This window comes from Lacticaseibacillus kribbianus (assembly GCF_020180945.1).
Lineage (GTDB): Bacteria > Bacillota > Bacilli > Lactobacillales > Lactobacillaceae > Lacticaseibacillus > Lacticaseibacillus kribbianus.
The window spans coordinates 1,308,156-1,323,954 of the sequence record NZ_JAIPUL010000001.1 but is presented as its reverse complement, the minus strand read 5'-3'; the positions used below and the strand labels follow the sequence as shown (position 1 = coordinate 1,323,954).

Genomic DNA, 15,799 nt, shown 5'->3' with positions numbered 1-15,799 from the left:
CGGGTGGTAAAATTTGGAAAATTCTTATTTCTGAAAAGGAGTGCTAACAGGTGAAATTACTGGAGGATCGGATCAAGCAGGACGGCCAGGTGCTGGGGGCGGATGTCTTAAAGGTGGATAACTTCCTCAACCACCAGATCGACCCGGACCTGATGACGGCGCTTGGCGCCGAGTTCTACGCCCGCTTCAAGGACACGAAGATTACCAAGATCCTGACGGTTGAAAGTTCCGGCATCGCGCCGGCTTTGGCCGCCGGCATGCAGTTCCACGTGCCGGTGGTGTTCGCCCGCAAGCACAAGTCGCTGACCCTCAAGGACAACCTGTACACCGCCGAGGTCTACTCCTTCACCAAGAAGACGGCGAACATGATCGCGATTGCCCAGAAGTTCCTGAACCAGGACGACACGGTGCTGATCATCGACGACTTCCTGGCGAACGGCCAGGCGGTCGAGGGCCTGATCGACATCATCGGCCAGGCCGACGCGACGCTGGCCGGGGTCGGCATCGTGATCGAAAAGACCTTCCAGAAGGGCCGCAAGCTGCTGGACGAGCGCCATATTCACGTGGAGTCGCTCGCGCGGATCGCGGCGTTCGAGAACGGCGAAGTCGTTTTCGCCGAAGAAGACTAGGAGGGCATGATGAACAAGCAGCCAGATGTTTCCGCACCAAAGGCCGCAGTGCTGGGGATCCAGCACCTGCTGGCGATGTATTCCGGTTCCGTGCTGGTCCCGATTCTGATCGGGGCATCGCTTCACTTTTCAAGCGAGCAGATGACGTACCTGGTGTCGATCGACATCTTCATGTGTGGGATTGCCACTGCGCTGCAGATTTTTGCCAACAAATACTTCGGCATCGGGCTTCCGGTGGTGCTGGGCTGCGCCGTGCAGGCCGTCGCACCGCTGATCATGATCGGGCAGAAGTTCGATTTCCGAACGATGTACGGGGCGATCATCGCCGCCGGGCTGTTCGTGTTCCTGATCTCGGGCGTGTTCGCCAAGCTGCGGCGCTTCTTCCCGCCGCTGGTCACCGGCACCTTGATCACCGTGATTGGGCTGTCCCTGATCCCGGTCGCGTTCCAGAACCTCGGCGGCGGCGACACCGCGGCCAAGTCCTTCGGGAACATGGGTAACCTCGCCATCGGCGCCTTCACCGTGCTGCTGATCCTGGCGTTCAACGTGTGGGGCCGCGGCTTCGTCCGCTCGATTGCCATCCTGATCGGCCTGGTCGGGGGCACCGTGCTCGCCGGGCTGATGGGCCAGGTCAGCTTCGCGCCGGTCGCCGAGGCCAGCTGGTTCCACGTGCCGACACCGTTCTACTTCGGGGTGCCGAAGTTCGAGTGGAGCTCGATTGTCACGATGATTCTGATTTCGCTGGTCTCCATGGTCGAGTCCACCGGCGTGTTCTTCGCCTTGGGGGACGTGGTCGGGCGCCGCATCGAGCAGGACGACCTGCGCCGCGGCTACCGCGCCGAGGGGATTGCCGTATTCCTGGGCGGGATTTTCAACACCTTCCCGTACACGACCTTCTCCCAAAACGTGGGCCTGGTGCAGCTGTCCGGGATTAAGACCCGCAAGCCGGTGATTTTCTCCGCGCTGTTCCTGGTGATCCTGGGGCTGCTGCCTAAGGTCGGGGCGCTGGCCACCATCATTCCCAACCCGGTGCTGGGCGGGGCGATGCTCGTGATGTTCGGCATGGTGGCCGTTCAGGGCATCCGGATGCTCCAGCAGGTTGATTTTCACAACGACAAGAACCTGCTGGTCGCCGCAATCTCGATCGGCCTGGGCCTGGGCGTGACCGTTCAGCCGGACATCGTGCAGTTCCTGCCGAAAACGGCGCAGCTCCTGTTCTCGTCCGGCATCCTGATGGCCTCGATCTCGGCGGTGGGGCTGAACCTGCTGTTCAACGCCCGCACGCCGCAGCCCGACCTCGACATCAAGGACGGCCTGAACGAGAAAGACGACGACAAATAAGGGGAAGCTATGAGTCAATTCATTCAACCCGGCGCGGTGCTCGGCATCGTCGGCGGGGGCGTTCTGGCCTACCGCATGGCACTGACCGCGCGGCAGCTGGGACTGAAGGTCGTGGTGCTGGCGCCGACCGACGGCGACGTCGCCTTTGACGCCGCCGACATGGCGCTGACCGGTTCCGTGACCGACGCGGCCGCGCTGGCGCGCCTGGCCGAGGTCACCTCGGTCATCACCTACGTGGACGAGAACGTCAACGGGGACGTGCTGACCAGCCTGACCACCGCGCGGCAGCTGCCGTCCGGCGTCGACATTCTGGCGGTCACCCAGGACCGCTACCTGGAAAAGGTGTTCCTGGACGACCTGAACATGAACACGCTGCCGTACGCCCAGGTGGTGTCGCCGGCCGATGTGACCAAGGCCGTGGAGTCCGTGGGCTTCCCGGCCGTGCTGAAGCCGATCCAAAAAAGCGGCGGGCAGGCGGCCCAGATGCTGCTGAAAACGCCGGCCGACGTGGCCCGCGCCCAGGCGCTTTTGGCCACCCAGCCCTACGTGATGGAGGCCTGGCTGAGCCAGCCGGCCGAGTTCGCGGTGATGGTCGCCAAGAGCGGGGACACGGTGCGCGTCGCGCCGCCGGTGCAAAACGTGTTTGCGGCCCACCAGCTGCAGGCGTCGATTGCGCCGGCCGGCGGCGGGGCCGCCGTGGCCCAGGAGATCACCCGGGTCGCGCAAGTCATCGCCAAGCGCCTCGACTACTGCGGGGTGTTCGGCATCGAGTTCTTCATGACCCCGGCGCAGACGCTGTACGTCAAGCGCATCTTCCCGGGGCCGCAGCTCAACGGGCACGTGCTCGCACCGACCACTGGCGTTTCCGAGTACGAGCTGCACCTGCGCGCGCTGCTCGGCTGGCCGCTGCCTGAAGTCAAGCTGCTGCGGCCCGGCGTGCTGCTGCCGCTGCGCGAAGGCGACCGCGCCGCCGCGATCACGCAGCTGGCGATCAAGCCGGACTGGCAGTTTCGTTTCTACCCGGCGCCGGCCAGCGGTCTGATTGGGCAGGTCGCCCTGTTCGGCAACCTGCCACAGGTCCAGGCCGCGCTCAACGCGACGGACCATTTTCACCTGTAACCCCAACGGATTCGAAGGAGGAAGAACATGATCGAGCGATACAGCCGCCCGCAGATGGCGGCGGTGTGGACCGAAGAGAACCGCTACCGTGCCTGGCTTGAAGTCGAGATTCTCGCGGCGGAGGCCTGGTCGACCCTGGGCGAGCTTCCGGCCGAGGACGTCGCCAAGCTGCGCGCCAACGCCAGCTTCACCGTTGACCGCATCCACGAGATCGAGGCCGTGACCCGGCACGATGTCGTGGCCTTCACCCGCACGGTGTCCGAGTCCCTGGGTGACGAGAAGAAGTGGGTCCACTTCGGGCTGACCTCAACCGACGTCGTCGACACGGCGCAGGGGTACGTGCTCAAGCAGGCCGACGCGATCCTGCGCGAGGACCTGGTGGCGCTTCAGGCCGCTTTGGCCAAGCTGGCCAAGGCCTACAAGCACACGCCGATGATGGGCCGCACCCACGGCGTCCACGCCGAGCCGACCACCTTCGGGCTGGTCGTCGCGACCTGGTACTCCGAGATGACCCGCAACATCGCCCGCTTCGATGAGGCCGCATCCGAGGTCGAGGCCGGCAAGATCTCCGGGGCGGTCGGCACCTTCGCCAACACGCCACCGGCGGTCGAGGCCTACGTGACCGAGCACCTCGGCATCCGCGCCCAGGAGATCTCCACCCAGATCCTGCCGCGCGACCTGCACGCGCGCTACGTCCAGACGCTGGGCCTGATTGCGACCTCCGTCGAGCGCTTCGCCACCCAGGTGCGCCACATGCAGCGCACCGAGGTCCACGAGGTCGAGGAGCACTTCAACCCCGGCCAAAAAGGCTCCAGCGCGATGCCGCACAAGCGCAACCCGATCGGCTCCGAGAACGTCTCGGGCCTGGCCCGCATCATCCGCGGCTACAGCATCCCGGCGCTTGAGGACGTCAACCTCTGGCACGAGCGCGACATCTCGCACTCAAGCGCCGAGCGCGTGATGCTGCCGGACGCCACCGGCCTTTTGGACTACATCCTGCACCGCTTCACGTCAATCATCGAGCACCTCGACGTGTTCCCGGAGACGATGCTCGCCAACATGAACAAGACCCACGGCCTGATCTACAGCCAGCGCGTGATGCTCAAGCTCATCGAGGCCGGCCTGTCCCGCGAGGCCGCCTACGACCTGGTTCAGCCCAAAACGGCGCAGGCCTGGGATGAGCACCGCGACTTCCGCCAGCTGCTGGAGGCCGACCCGGCGGTCACCGCCCGGCTCGATCAGGCGGCCCTGGACGACGCCTTCGACTACCACTACCACCTCAAGCACGTGGACGAGATCTTCGCCCGCATCGGCCTGGGAGACTAGCACCACCGACGCCACGCAACCGCGTGGCGTTTTTGATTCCAGAGCGGAGAAGCGCGAACTTAGCTAGGCGTACCGGCGTTGCGCTTCGCAGCTCGACGATTCCAGGGCGGCCCGGGCTCCGGCGGGGACGGGCCACTGCTTCCGGCTCCGGGCCAAGGCGGCGGAACGCGTGGGGCTCCCGCAAGCCCAAAGCCCGGTCTTGCGACCCGCCCTTGCTGTAAGCAGGCAAAGACCGCCTGCTAACAGCAATCTCACGCTGGCTCGCCTTGGCCCTTCGCCTCCAGCGCCACGCCGTCCGCCCCTCCGCCCTACAAGGTGGGGGACCTTCCGGGTAGCCCTGCGGACATCGCGCGCATTGTTGTTTCAGCATCGTGGGTTACTAGGGAGTCGTGCGCCGTGCTGGTGGAGAGGAGCCAGACAACCGGTAGTCTGCGCCTGTGTGAGCAAGACGCATGGTCGGTGATTATGGGGGACCGGACGTTGCCCGCCGCGCCTCGGTGGGGTAAGATGGGCACATTGAATCTGTGACCAAAAGGAGTAACCATGACCCAAGCCCTGGTATTTTTCGATCTCGACTACACGCTGCTCAACGACGCCAAGCAGGTGCCGCCGGAGAACCTGGCGGCGATTCGCGCGCTGGTCGCCAACGACTGCCTGCCGATTCTCTGCACCGGCAAGAACTACTGGGAGGTGGCGGACCTATCCGCGCAGACCGGCATCGACACGCTGGTCTGCGCGAACGGCGCCGACCTTTACATCCGCGGCGAGCACGTCAGTCAGCAGCCGATCGGCCGGCCGCAGCTTCGGCGGCTGTTGAAGGCGGCCGCCGAAGCCGACCTGCCCGTCGCGATGTTCAATGAGGACACGGTGGTCCTCGACCGCGCAACCGCGGCGACCAAAGAGGAGTTCGCGATGATGCACCAGCCGCAGCCGGCGGTCGATCCGGCCTTTTACCTCAAGGCGCCGGTGTGCATGTGTCTGCTGTTCATCGCGGATGAGCCGGCCAATGCGGCGCAGGTCGCGGCCTTCACCGCGGCCTTCCCTGAGCTGACCTTTTACCGCAACGGGCCGTTCGCGCTGGACGTGGTCGCGCACGGCATGACCAAGGGCGCGGGCATCGCTCAGCTGCAGGCCCGCCCGGAGTTCGCGGGGGTGAAAACCTTCGCGTTCGGCGACGGCAACAACGACCTGCCGATGTTCGCCCAGGTCGACGTTGCGGTGGCGATGGGCAACGCGCTGCCCAACGTTCTGGCCGCGGCGGATTACGTGACCGCCGACTACCTGCACGGCGGCATCCCCAAGGCCTTGGCCCACTTCGGCCTGATCGCGGGCGAGTAGGGGGTCGACACCCGCAAATGATTGACCGGCCCGTGACACGGCGACACAAAAATGGCCCACCGCATTTTGCGGTGGGCCTTTCTGTGTCTAGTGGTTAGTGGTGGTGGCGCTGCTTGCCGGCGTTGCGCCCATGTGCGGGACGCTCCGGGCGGCCGTTCTCGTCGATGGTTTCAACGGTTGCGGCCGGCGCCGGTTCCGGCTTGGCGAAGGTGTTCTCGTCGACCACGATCACCGGCGGGTTCTCGGCGAGCTCGGCGTCCATGCGGGTGCGAATCGCCGGGGTGATCACGTAGGTCACGATGACCTGCTGGACCAGGATGATGATCCCACCGGCAAGGAAGTAGAGGCCCAGGCCGGCGTTGTACATCATACAGAAGAAGAAGGTCATCAGCGGGCTCAGGAAGGCCGTGGTCTGCATCTGCTTGCGCTGCTCCGGCGGGTAGGTCTGGAGCATGATGTAGCTCTGCGCGACGTAGAGCAAAGTCGCGATGATGGTGATCACCATGCTGGACTGGCCCAGCGCGATGCCGAAGAACTTACTCGAGGAGATCTCGGGTGAGTAGGCGACCGCCTGGTACAGGCCGGAGAAAATCGGCAGCTGAATCAAAAGCGTGAGGCAGCCCATCGACGGGATCATGCTGGTGCCGTTCTTGCGGTAGACGTCTTGCATCATCTGGTTGAGGCGCAGCGTCTCGGCCTGGTCGTGCGGCCGCTTCATCTCGGCCTGAATCAGGTCGATCTGCGGCTTGAGCACCTTCATCTTTTCCTGCGACTGCGTCATGTTCTTCTGCTGGCGCAGCATCAGCGGCAGCAGGATCAGCCGCACGACCACCGTGATGATGATGATGGCGATGCCGTAGCCGCTGGCGGTGCCGAGGTGGTTGGCAATCAGCTCCATCAGGTTCTGCAGCGGCTTACCGATCCAGTTGTAGAAAACGCCGAAGAATCCGGTCGGCGGCTTCAGCTGAGTGGTGGTGCGCTGGCACGCGGTCAAAAACACGGCGGCGGCGCTCATGCCACCGAGAAGCGCCCATTTCTTCAAATTACGCATGTTGTCTGTCCCTTCAATGTACTGCAAACAATCATACTTGAAGCGGTCCATGGGCGCAACCCGCCTCGAGGCTGATTTTGCCTCGTGTCACTTCAGCGCACCGAAAAGCGGCTGTAAGCCGGAATCGGGTCCAAAAGCTCCTCGTGGTACTCGGTGACGCGGCCGCTGGGACTGGGGCTTGCCTTGACCGCCGCGGTGAACTTGGCCATCGCGTCTTCTGGGCCCACGGCCTCGATCAGCACCGTGCCGTCGTCCAAGTTCTCCGCCTTGCCGACGATGTGCAGCTGCTGGGCCACCATCAGGGTCATCCAGCGGAACCCGACGCCCTGCACGCGGCCGCCGACGCGCATTCGCTTTGCAATCATAGTCATGACCATCCCTCCATTATTATTCTATTTTAGCATAATTGCCGGCGCGCTATGTTAGACTGAAGGCCGGAGGTGCGACATGGAATACATTCAATCTGCTAAGAACGAGCACATCAAAAACGCGAAGAAGCTGACCACCAAGAAGTACCAAAAGGAGGGCCAGGCCTACCTGCTGGAGGGCTGGCACCTGGTGGAGGAGGCGCTTGAGGCCGGCATCACGCCCAAGCGCATCTACGCGACGGAAAAATACCTGAACGAGCGGCTGCTCAAGCCGTTCTACGACATCACCACGCAGATCTCGGACGACGTGGCCAAGCACCTGAGCGAGACGCCGACGCCGCAGGGCATCTTCGCCGTGCTGCCGCGCGTGCCGGGCAAGCTGGACGAGCCGGTGTCGGGCCAGTATCTGCTGCTGGACGGCATCCAGGACCCGGGCAACGTCGGGACGCTGGTCCGCACCGCGGACGCCGCCGGAGTGGCCACCGTGGTCTTTGGCAACGGCACCGCCGACGCCTTCAACCCCAAGGTCCTGCGCGCGATGCAGGGCAGCCAGTTCCACGTCAACATCGTGACCGCGCCGCTGCTTGACGTGATCCCGCAGCTGCAGGCCGCTGCGATTCCGGTGTACGGTACCGAACTGAACAAGGACGCCGAGGGCTACCGCGACGTCGCACCGGCCGCGCAGTTCGCGCTGGTGGTCGGCAACGAAGGCAACGGCATGAGCCCCGCCGTTTTGGCCCAGACCGACGCCAACCTCTACATTCCGATCAAGGGCCGCGCGGAATCGCTCAACGTCGCGATTGCCGCGGCGGTGGTGCTTTTTCACCTTACAGCCTGATTAAGAATTGCCTTTCTCGTGCCTTCCATTCGCGCAACCTGTTATACTTAGGGTGTGTTGAACGACAGGCACAAGAAGGGGACTTGCAATCGATGTCACACAAGGCTTGGACATCCGACGCCGAGTACATGGCGCTGGTCCAGGATCTTCTGGATCAGCCGGCGGTGCAAAAGCTGGCCGATTACACCCAGCACCACTACTCCAACCGGTTGGAACACTGCATCAGCGTCTCTTACCAAAGCTACCTGCTTGGTAAGAAATGGCACCTGAATGTCCGCGCGCTCGCGCGTGCGGGGCTACTTCACGATCTGTTCTACTACGACTGGCGGACGACGAAGTTTGATCTAGGCACACACGCCTACATTCATCCACGCATTGCCCTGCGCAATGCGGAGAAGCTCACTGACCTGACACCGATGGAGAAGGATATTATCATCAAGCACATGTGGGGTGCCACACTGGGCTTGCCGAAGTACCGCGAAAGTTTCGTGGTCTCCTTGGTCGATGATTACGCTGCGGTCGACGAAGTCTTAGTCCCGTGGCTGAAGAAGGTCCGTCATCCCTTCCGTTACAGCCTGAACTGATCGTCGGGGGCCACGCCTAGCGTGGCCCTTTTTGCGTCCCAGAGCGGAGAAGCGCGTACTTAGCGAGACACATAGCCTAGCCGCAGCGTTCGGGGCGTACTTGGCCCCGAGTGCTGTGGCGTAGCTATGTGCTCTCGCGTTGCGCTTCGCAGCTCGACGAGGCCAGAGCGAAGCAAGGCGCATTTAGCGGGCTGCGGAGCTCGATGATGCCCGGGCTCCGGCCCGGCAGGCAGGATGCTTCCTGCTTCGGTTCGGGGCGGCGGAACGCGTGGGGCTCTCTTGAGCCCGAAGTGCGGTCTCAAGACCCGCCCTTGCTGTAAATCGGCAAAGATCGCCGATTAACAGCAATTTCACGCTGGCTCGCCCCGAACCGAAGCCTCCAGCAGCCTGCCGGCCGGGCCTACGCCCTACCTAGCGGGTGACGCAACCTGCGGCTTGTCCGCACGGCGACCCAAGTCGTAGGCCGAAACTGCGCTGACGCCGGTGCCTCGTGTAGTTCAGCGCATCAGATAACGGGTGAGGTCGAGGCTGCGGTTTCGGATTCGTACAGGCAACGATTCGGGCCGGGGTTTCGCGTTTTGCGAGGTCATTTTGGTTAGCTTCTCGGGGCGTCAGAGATTCCCCCCTTGTAATCTTCGCCAAGTGCGCTATACTGATACTATCTAATTGTAAGTGCAAATATCATGAGGTGAAAGAATATGGCTGAGAGCTTGACGACGACAACGAGTGAGTGTGACAAACTGACCCTTTGTCCGAAGTTTACCAAGACCTTCGCAATCTTGGGCAAGAAGTGGAACGGGATGATTCTTGAGGTGCTTTTGAATCACGGCCCGTCGCGCTTCAAAGACATCGCCGGCGCCATCACCAAGTGCTCCGACCGCGTCCTGGTTGAACGGCTCAAGGAGCTCGAAGGCGAGGGGCTGGTCGACCGTGTGACGCACACGAACTCCGCTTTGATCGAGTACACACTGACCGGTAAAGGGGCGGCGCTTGGCCCGGTGATGGCCGCTGCTCACACCTGGGGCGATGACTGGCTGTCCGACGCCGAGTGCGAATAGCAAGACGGTGACGGGCGTGGCTGGGTGATTCGTCCGGCTAAGCCCGCGCTTCTCCGCTCTGGGTGCCCTTGTCCCCCGTGGCCAAACGTGCTACACTGAACCCATCTTAATCAGACAAATACGATGACGAAAGCTCGGGTTGGCGGCCTTTGCAGGGAATGGCACTCATGACTGGAAGGTGCCTCAAGGCCAAGAACCTGTTTTCACTTTCAGAGTAGACTTTGGAGGCTGCGGCCAAGAAAGCTCCGGTCCTGCCGTTATGCTGTTGAGTTGCACGATTATTTCGTGAACAAGGGTGGTACCGCGACGCTTCGTCCCTTTTTGGGGTGGGGCGTCTTTTTTGTGCGCCGCGCCGCGTCGTCAAGAGTTACGAAAGGAAGATCACGATGGATCTTAAGACCAAGTTAGAGCAACTGTTCGAAGAGAATCACCAGCAGATTGGGGAGACCCACGACCTCGAGAAGCTGAACCAGATTCGCGTCAGCCTGCTGGGCAAAAAGGGCCCGATCACCGAGGTGCTGCGCGGGATGAAGGACCTGAGCCAGGAGGAACGTCCCAAGGTCGGCGCCTTCGCCAACAAGATCAAGGCCGACCTGCAAGACGCCATCGCGGCGCGCAAGCAGGTGCTGGAAAACGCCGCGATTCAGGAGAAGCTGGCGGCCGAGACGCTGGACGTCACGCTGCCCGGCGACGCGGTGGTGCAGGGCACCCCGCACATCCTGGCGCAGATCATGGACGACGTCGAGGACTTCTTCATCGGCCAGGGCTACCAGGTCGTCGACGGCCCCGAGGTTGAGGAGGACCACTACAACTTCGAGATGCTGAACATCCCAAAGGACCACCCGGCCCGCGACATGCAGGACACGTTTTACATCGACTCTCAGCTTCTGATGCGCTCGCAGACCAGTCCGGTTCAGGCGCGGACGATGGAGATCCACGACTTCAAGAAGGGCCCACTCAAGATGATCAGCCCGGGTCGCGTGTACCGCCGCGATGACGACGATGCGACCCACAGCCACCAGTTCCACCAGATCGAGGGCCTGGTGATCGACAAGCACATCACGATGGCCGACCTGAAGGGGACGCTGCTCGCACTTGCGCAGCACGTGTTCGGCGCCGACCGGCAGATTCGCCTGCGCCCGAGCTTTTTCCCGTTCACCGAGCCGTCCGTCGAGGTCGACGTGTCCTGCTTCCGCTGCAACGGCGCGGGCTGCCCGATCTGCAAGTACTCGGGCTGGATCGAGGTGCTGGGCGCCGGCATGGTGCACCCGAACGTGCTGAACGCCGCCGGGGTTGACGCCGACGTGTACGGTGGGTTCGCGTTCGGGCTCGGCCCGGACCGCTTCGCGATGCTCAAGTACGGAATCGACGACATCAGAAGCTTCTACCAGGGCGACCTGCGCTTCTTGTCCCAGTTCCAACAGGAGGGTTAATTCATGGATGTCTCATACGCTTGGCTCAAAGAACTGGTGGACGTGCCGGCCACGCCGGAGGAGCTGCTCGACAAGGTTTCCCGCACCGGCATTGAGGTCGACTCGGTCACGTACCCGGACGACCAGAAGATGAAAAAAGTGGTGGTCGGCAAGGTCGTCGAGCTCGCCGATCACCCGGATTCCGACCACCTGCACATCGCGCAGGTCGACGTCGGCGAACCGGAGCTGCGCCAGATTGTCTGCGGCGCGCCGAACATCGCGGTCGGCCAGACCGTGATCGTGGCGCTGCCGGGTGCGCGCATCGGCGGCAACGAGAAAATCAAGAAGGGCAAGATGCGCGGGGTCGAAAGCCTCGGCATGATCTGCGCCCTGCAGGAACTCGGCTTCAGCGATTCCGTCGCACCCAAGTCCTTCGACGCGGGCATCTACGTGTTCGACGAGCCGCTGACCCCGGGCAGCGACGCCCTTGAGGCGCTCGGCATGCACGACGCAATCCTCGACTTCGAGATCACGCCCAACCGCGCGGATGCCCTGGGCATGCGCGGGGTGGCCTGGGAGGTCGGCGCGACCTACAACACCACGCCGCACTTCACCGACCTGCCGGTGGAAGAATCCGGCAAGCCGGTCACCGACTACCTGAAGGTCGCGGTGGCGGACGCCGAGGACGCGCCGAGCTACCAGATGCGCGTGGTCGACGGCGTCACCGTCAAGGACTCGCCGCTGTGGCTGCAGCGCCGCCTGTGGAACGCCGGCGTGCGGCCGATCAACAACATCGTGGACATCACCAACCTGATCATGCTGACGTACGGCCAGCCGCTGCACGCGTTCAACTACGCGGCGCTGACCAGCCGCGAGATCCTCGTGCGCCGCGCCGCGGCCGGCGAGCAGCTCAAGACGCTGGACGGCAACGACCACGAGCTCGATCCCGAGGACATCGTGATTACCGACGGCACCAAGCCGATCGCACTGGCCGGGGTGATGGGGGGCTTTGACTCCGAGATCACGCCGACCACCACGACCGTCGTGATCGAGGCGGCCAAGTTCGCGCCGACGCCGGTGCGCCGCACCGCGCTGCGCCACAACCTGCGCTCCCAGGCCTCGGCCCGCTTTGAAAAAGGCATCGACGTCGGCGCCATCAACCAGGCGCTGGACGAGGCTGCACGGCTGATGGCGGAGCTGGGAGAGGGCACCGTTGCCAAGGGGACGCTGGCCGCCACCAGCATCCCGGCCGAGCCGGCCGTGGTCGACATCTCGCTGTCGCGCATCAACCACGTGCTGGGCACGGCGCTTGACGCCGACACCGTCACCGCCATTTTCAAGCGGTTGGGCTTCGGCGTCACCGAGGCGGACGGGCTGTTCGCCGTCTCCGTGCCGACCCGCCGCTGGGACATCGCCATCGAGGCCGACCTGATCGAGGAGGTCGCGCGCATCTACGGCTACGACAACCTGCCGAGCACGCTGCCGACCACGACCATGACCATCGGCGAGTTCACGCCCAAGCAGGCGCGCCTGCGCCGCAGCCGCAAGCTGCTCGAGGGGCTGGGGCTGACCCAGGTGATTTCTTACAGCCTGACCAGCACGGACAAGGCCGGTCGCTTCATGATTGAAAAAGGCGACGAGACCCACGTCGCGCTGCCGATGACCGAGGACCACGCGGCGCTGCGCCGCAACCTGGTCTCCGGGCTGGTCGACGCCGTGGCCTACAACGTCGCGCGCAAGCAGACCGACCTCGCCCTTTACGAGCAGGGCCGCGTGTTCCTGCGCAGCGCGGGCCACACCCGCCCGGCCGAGCACGAGTACATCGCCGGCGCCTTGAGCGGCAACGTGATCGCCAAGGGCTGGCACCAGGCCGCCCAGACGGTGGACTTCTACTACGTCAAGGGTCTGGTCGAGGCACTTTTGGCCGACTACCGGCTTGAGGCGCACCCGCGCTTCGAGGCCCTCACCGACCTGCCGGAGCTGCACCCGGGCCAAAGCGCCGCAATTCTGCTCGGAGACGAACAGATCGGGCTGATCGGTCGCCTGCACCCGCAGTTCGAGGCCGACAACAGCCTGCCGCAGACCTTCGTGTACGAGCTCAACCTAGACGCGCTGATGGCCGCCGACCGCAGCCAGATGCAGGCCGTCCCGGCGCCGAAGTACCCGGAGATGACCCGCGACATCGCGGTTCAGGTCGCAACCAGCGTGACCAACGCCGAGATCGAGGCCAAGATCCAGGAGGCCGGTGGCAAGTACCTGCAGGACATCCGCCTGTTCGACCAGTACATCGGCGACAAGGTCGGTGACGGCCAAAAGAGCCTGGCCTACACGCTGACCTACCGGCGTGACGACGCCACCTTGACCGAGGACACCGTCAGCGCGGCGTTCGCCAAGGTCCAGGCGGTGCTCGAGTCCCAGCTCGGCGCCCAGATCCGCTAGGTACCATCCTGCCGCCCTGCGCGGCAGGTTTTTTTAGAGGTGCGGCACCGGCTCCGGCGCGGCCACCGCCATACACAGCAAGTCGGCATTCGGTATTCGGCTTGCGTCCCGCGTCGGCTGATTCGAGAGGGCCGCACAGGCCGCCTTGCCCGGACCCGGTGCCGCGGCCGTTACCAGCAGTGCAGGCGATTTTCCTTAAGTAAGCGTTTGGATTGGCAAGTTGAATTGCCGCCGGGCGGCGTAGCGGGTACAATGGTTCCTGATGGCGCGGCGGCGGCCGCGACGATACTGACTGCGATCACTTGGTCGCAGTCAATTTTTGAGGAGGGCGACAGTTGGATAACTCGCCGAAAGATAACCAGCAAAGGACCCGCGACCAGCAGGTGGCGCGCGCATCACAGCACATTGTCGGCTGGGTGGTGGGCGTCGTGGCCACACTGACCGTGATTGTGGGGCTGATGGCGGCGCTGTACGTGCGCCGCGCCCTGCAGCCACTGGATGAGACGGATCACACCAAGATTGCCGTGACGGTGCCCGTCGGTGCTAGCACCGGGGACATCGGGGAACTGCTCGCCAAGAAGGGCGTGATTCAAAGCGCCCTGATTTTCAAGTTCTACGTGAAGTTCCACAACGTGCCGAGCTTCCAGGCTGGCCCCTACCAGTTCACCAAGGCGGACACCTTCGATGACATTCTGACCAGCCTGCGTGGCGGCGCCGATTCCGACGTCACCGTCGGCAAGGTGCTGGTCGCCGAAGGGGTGCGCGCCGAGGCGGTGGGCGATCAGATCGCCAAGCTGGCCAAAAAGAACCCGAGCATGACCAAGGCGGCGTTTTTGACCACGCTGAAGGACGACGCGTTCTTCAACTCGCTGGTCAAGAAGTACCCGCAGCTGCTCAAGAGCGCGCAGACCGCCGAGGGCGTGCGCTACCGGCTGGAGGGCTACCTGTTCCCGGCGACCTACGACGTCGGGTCCAAGACCACGATGGCGACCCTGGTCACGCAGATGGTGGCCAAGACCGATGAGGTGATGAAGCCGTACTTCGCCACCATCAAGGAGAAGGGCTACTCCGTCCAGGAGGTCATGACCCTGGCCAGCCTGCTGGAGCGTGAAGGGTCCAACGACGCGGCGCGGCGCAAGATCGCCGGCGTGTTCCTCAACCGCCTGGCGCTCAAGATGCCGCTGCAGTCCGACGTCTCCGTCACCTACGCGCTGAACACGTACAAGACGGTGCTGACGAACAAGGACACCAGCGTCGACTCCCCGTACAACCTGTACAAGCACACGGGCTACGGTCCCGGACCGTTCAACCAGCCGTCGGAGGCCGCCATCCGTGCGGTGTTGTCGCCGACCGACCGCGCGTCCAACTACCTGTACTTCGTGGCCAACCTGAAGACCGGCGAGATCCTCTACGCCCGGACCTTGGCCGAGCAAAACATCAACCTCGCGAAGTTCGCGGACGATAACAACAGCGCCAAGTGACGCTGATCTGATTTGGAGGCAGCTTTTTGACAGTTCAAAAACCCATCGTGATCGGCGTGACCGGCGGCTCCGCCAGCGGCAAGACCAGTGTGTCGCGGGCCATCTTCGACCACTTTTCCGGCCACTCCCTGCTTTTGCTTGAGCAGGATTCCTACTACAAGCACTCGGACCTGCCGTTCGAAAAGCGGCGCAAGATCAACTACGACCACCCGCTGGCCTTCGACACGCCGCTTTTGCACCAGCAGCTGCGCGAGCTGATCGCCGGGCACGCCGTGGACAAGCCGGTGTACGACTACGCCAACCACAACCGCTCGGACCAGGTCGTGCACGTCGAGCCCAAGGACGTGATCATCGTCGAGGGCATCCTGATCCTCGCCGACGAGGAGCTCCGCAACCTGATGGACATCAAGGTCTACGTGGACACCGACGACGACATCCGCATCATCCGCCGCATCCGGCGCGACATGAAGGAGCGCGGCCGCGACCTGGACGACATCATCGGCCAGTACCTGCGGACGGTCAAGCCGTCCTACCACCAGTTCATCGAGCCGACCAAGCGCTACGCCGACATCATCGTGCCGGAGGGCGGCAGCAATTCGGTCGCCATTGACCTGCTGGTGACCAAGATCAAGGCGATCCTGGACGCGCGCGGGTTGGTGGACTAAAACCGGTCGCAACCCCGGGCTCCGGCACGAACGGGCTGCTACTTCCGGCTGCGGGCTAGGGCGGCGGAACGCGTTGGGCTCCCGCAAGCCCGAAGTGCGGTCTTGCGACCCGCCCTTGCAGTGAGCCGGCAAAACCGGCCGCCTAACTGC

The 15,799-nt window shown here is 63.7% G+C and carries 14 protein-coding genes; 12 read left to right on the top strand and 2 right to left on the bottom strand.

Translation table 11 applies throughout. The annotated features are described in order from the left end of the window. Positions 1–50: 50 nt before the first annotated feature. From LE416_RS06365 to LE416_RS06345, 5 genes are all read left to right on the top strand, one after another. Positions 51–629: a xanthine phosphoribosyltransferase gene (locus tag LE416_RS06365; protein WP_225047628.1), complete on the top strand. Its 579-nt coding sequence runs from the start codon at positions 51–53 to the stop codon at positions 627–629. Between the two features lie 6 nt (positions 630–635). Further along, positions 636–1,970 (top strand): nucleobase:cation symporter-2 family protein, encoded by a 1,335-nt coding sequence (locus LE416_RS06360; RefSeq protein WP_225047627.1) that lies wholly within the window; start codon positions 636–638, stop codon positions 1,968–1,970. Between the two features lie 9 nt (positions 1,971–1,979). Continuing rightward, positions 1,980–3,089, top strand: coding sequence for an ATP-grasp domain-containing protein (locus LE416_RS06355; protein WP_225047626.1), 1,110 nt, complete (start codon positions 1,980–1,982; stop codon positions 3,087–3,089). Positions 3,090–3,116: 27 nt separating this feature from the next. Then, entirely contained in the window at positions 3,117–4,415 is a 1,299-nt protein-coding gene (gene purB, locus LE416_RS06350; RefSeq protein WP_225047625.1) for an adenylosuccinate lyase, read from the top strand. A 543-nt stretch (positions 4,416–4,958) separates the two neighbouring features. Further along, complete coding sequence (locus tag LE416_RS06345; protein WP_225047624.1) at positions 4,959–5,753, top strand: Cof-type HAD-IIB family hydrolase; 795 nt, start codon at positions 4,959–4,961, stop codon at positions 5,751–5,753. A gap of 94 nt (positions 5,754–5,847) precedes the next feature. Here LE416_RS06345 and yidC read toward each other — a convergent pair whose 3' ends face one another. After that, complete coding sequence (gene yidC, locus LE416_RS06340) at positions 5,848–6,804, bottom strand: membrane protein insertase YidC (protein ID WP_225047623.1); 957 nt, start codon at positions 6,802–6,804, stop codon at positions 5,848–5,850. Positions 6,805–6,896: 92 nt separating this feature from the next. Next, a complete protein-coding gene (locus LE416_RS06335; RefSeq protein ID WP_225047622.1) occupies positions 6,897–7,175 on the bottom strand; it encodes an acylphosphatase in 279 nt (92 codons plus the stop codon). A gap of 76 nt (positions 7,176–7,251) precedes the next feature. On the opposite strand from LE416_RS06335, the gene LE416_RS06330 reads away from it, so the two are divergent. The 7 genes from LE416_RS06330 to udk all read left to right on the top strand — a co-directional run bounded on the left by LE416_RS06330 (position 7,252) and on the right by udk (position 15,649). Further along, positions 7,252–8,010, top strand: a complete 759-nt coding sequence (locus LE416_RS06330; protein WP_225047621.1) for a TrmH family RNA methyltransferase — start codon at positions 7,252–7,254, stop codon at positions 8,008–8,010. Positions 8,011–8,102: 92 nt separating this feature from the next. Then, complete coding sequence (locus LE416_RS06325) at positions 8,103–8,594, top strand: HD domain-containing protein (RefSeq protein WP_225047620.1); 492 nt, start codon at positions 8,103–8,105, stop codon at positions 8,592–8,594. Between the two features lie 698 nt (positions 8,595–9,292). Then, positions 9,293–9,652, top strand: a complete 360-nt coding sequence (locus tag LE416_RS06320) for a winged helix-turn-helix transcriptional regulator (RefSeq protein ID WP_225047619.1) — start codon at positions 9,293–9,295, stop codon at positions 9,650–9,652. 386 nt (positions 9,653–10,038) lie between these two features. Then, on the top strand, positions 10,039–11,085 hold the full coding sequence (gene pheS / locus LE416_RS06315; RefSeq protein ID WP_225047618.1) for a phenylalanine--tRNA ligase subunit alpha: 1,047 nt from the start codon (positions 10,039–10,041) through the stop codon (positions 11,083–11,085). A 3-nt stretch (positions 11,086–11,088) separates the two neighbouring features. Beyond that, positions 11,089–13,503: a phenylalanine--tRNA ligase subunit beta gene (gene pheT / locus LE416_RS06310; protein ID WP_225047617.1), complete on the top strand. Its 2,415-nt coding sequence runs from the start codon at positions 11,089–11,091 to the stop codon at positions 13,501–13,503. Between the two features lie 335 nt (positions 13,504–13,838). Continuing rightward, positions 13,839–14,984: an endolytic transglycosylase MltG gene (gene mltG / locus LE416_RS06305; RefSeq protein ID WP_225047616.1), complete on the top strand. Its 1,146-nt coding sequence runs from the start codon at positions 13,839–13,841 to the stop codon at positions 14,982–14,984. A 26-nt stretch (positions 14,985–15,010) separates the two neighbouring features. After that, a complete protein-coding gene (gene udk / locus LE416_RS06300) occupies positions 15,011–15,649 on the top strand; it encodes a uridine kinase (protein ID WP_225047615.1) in 639 nt (212 codons plus the stop codon). Positions 15,650–15,799 lie beyond the last annotated feature (150 nt).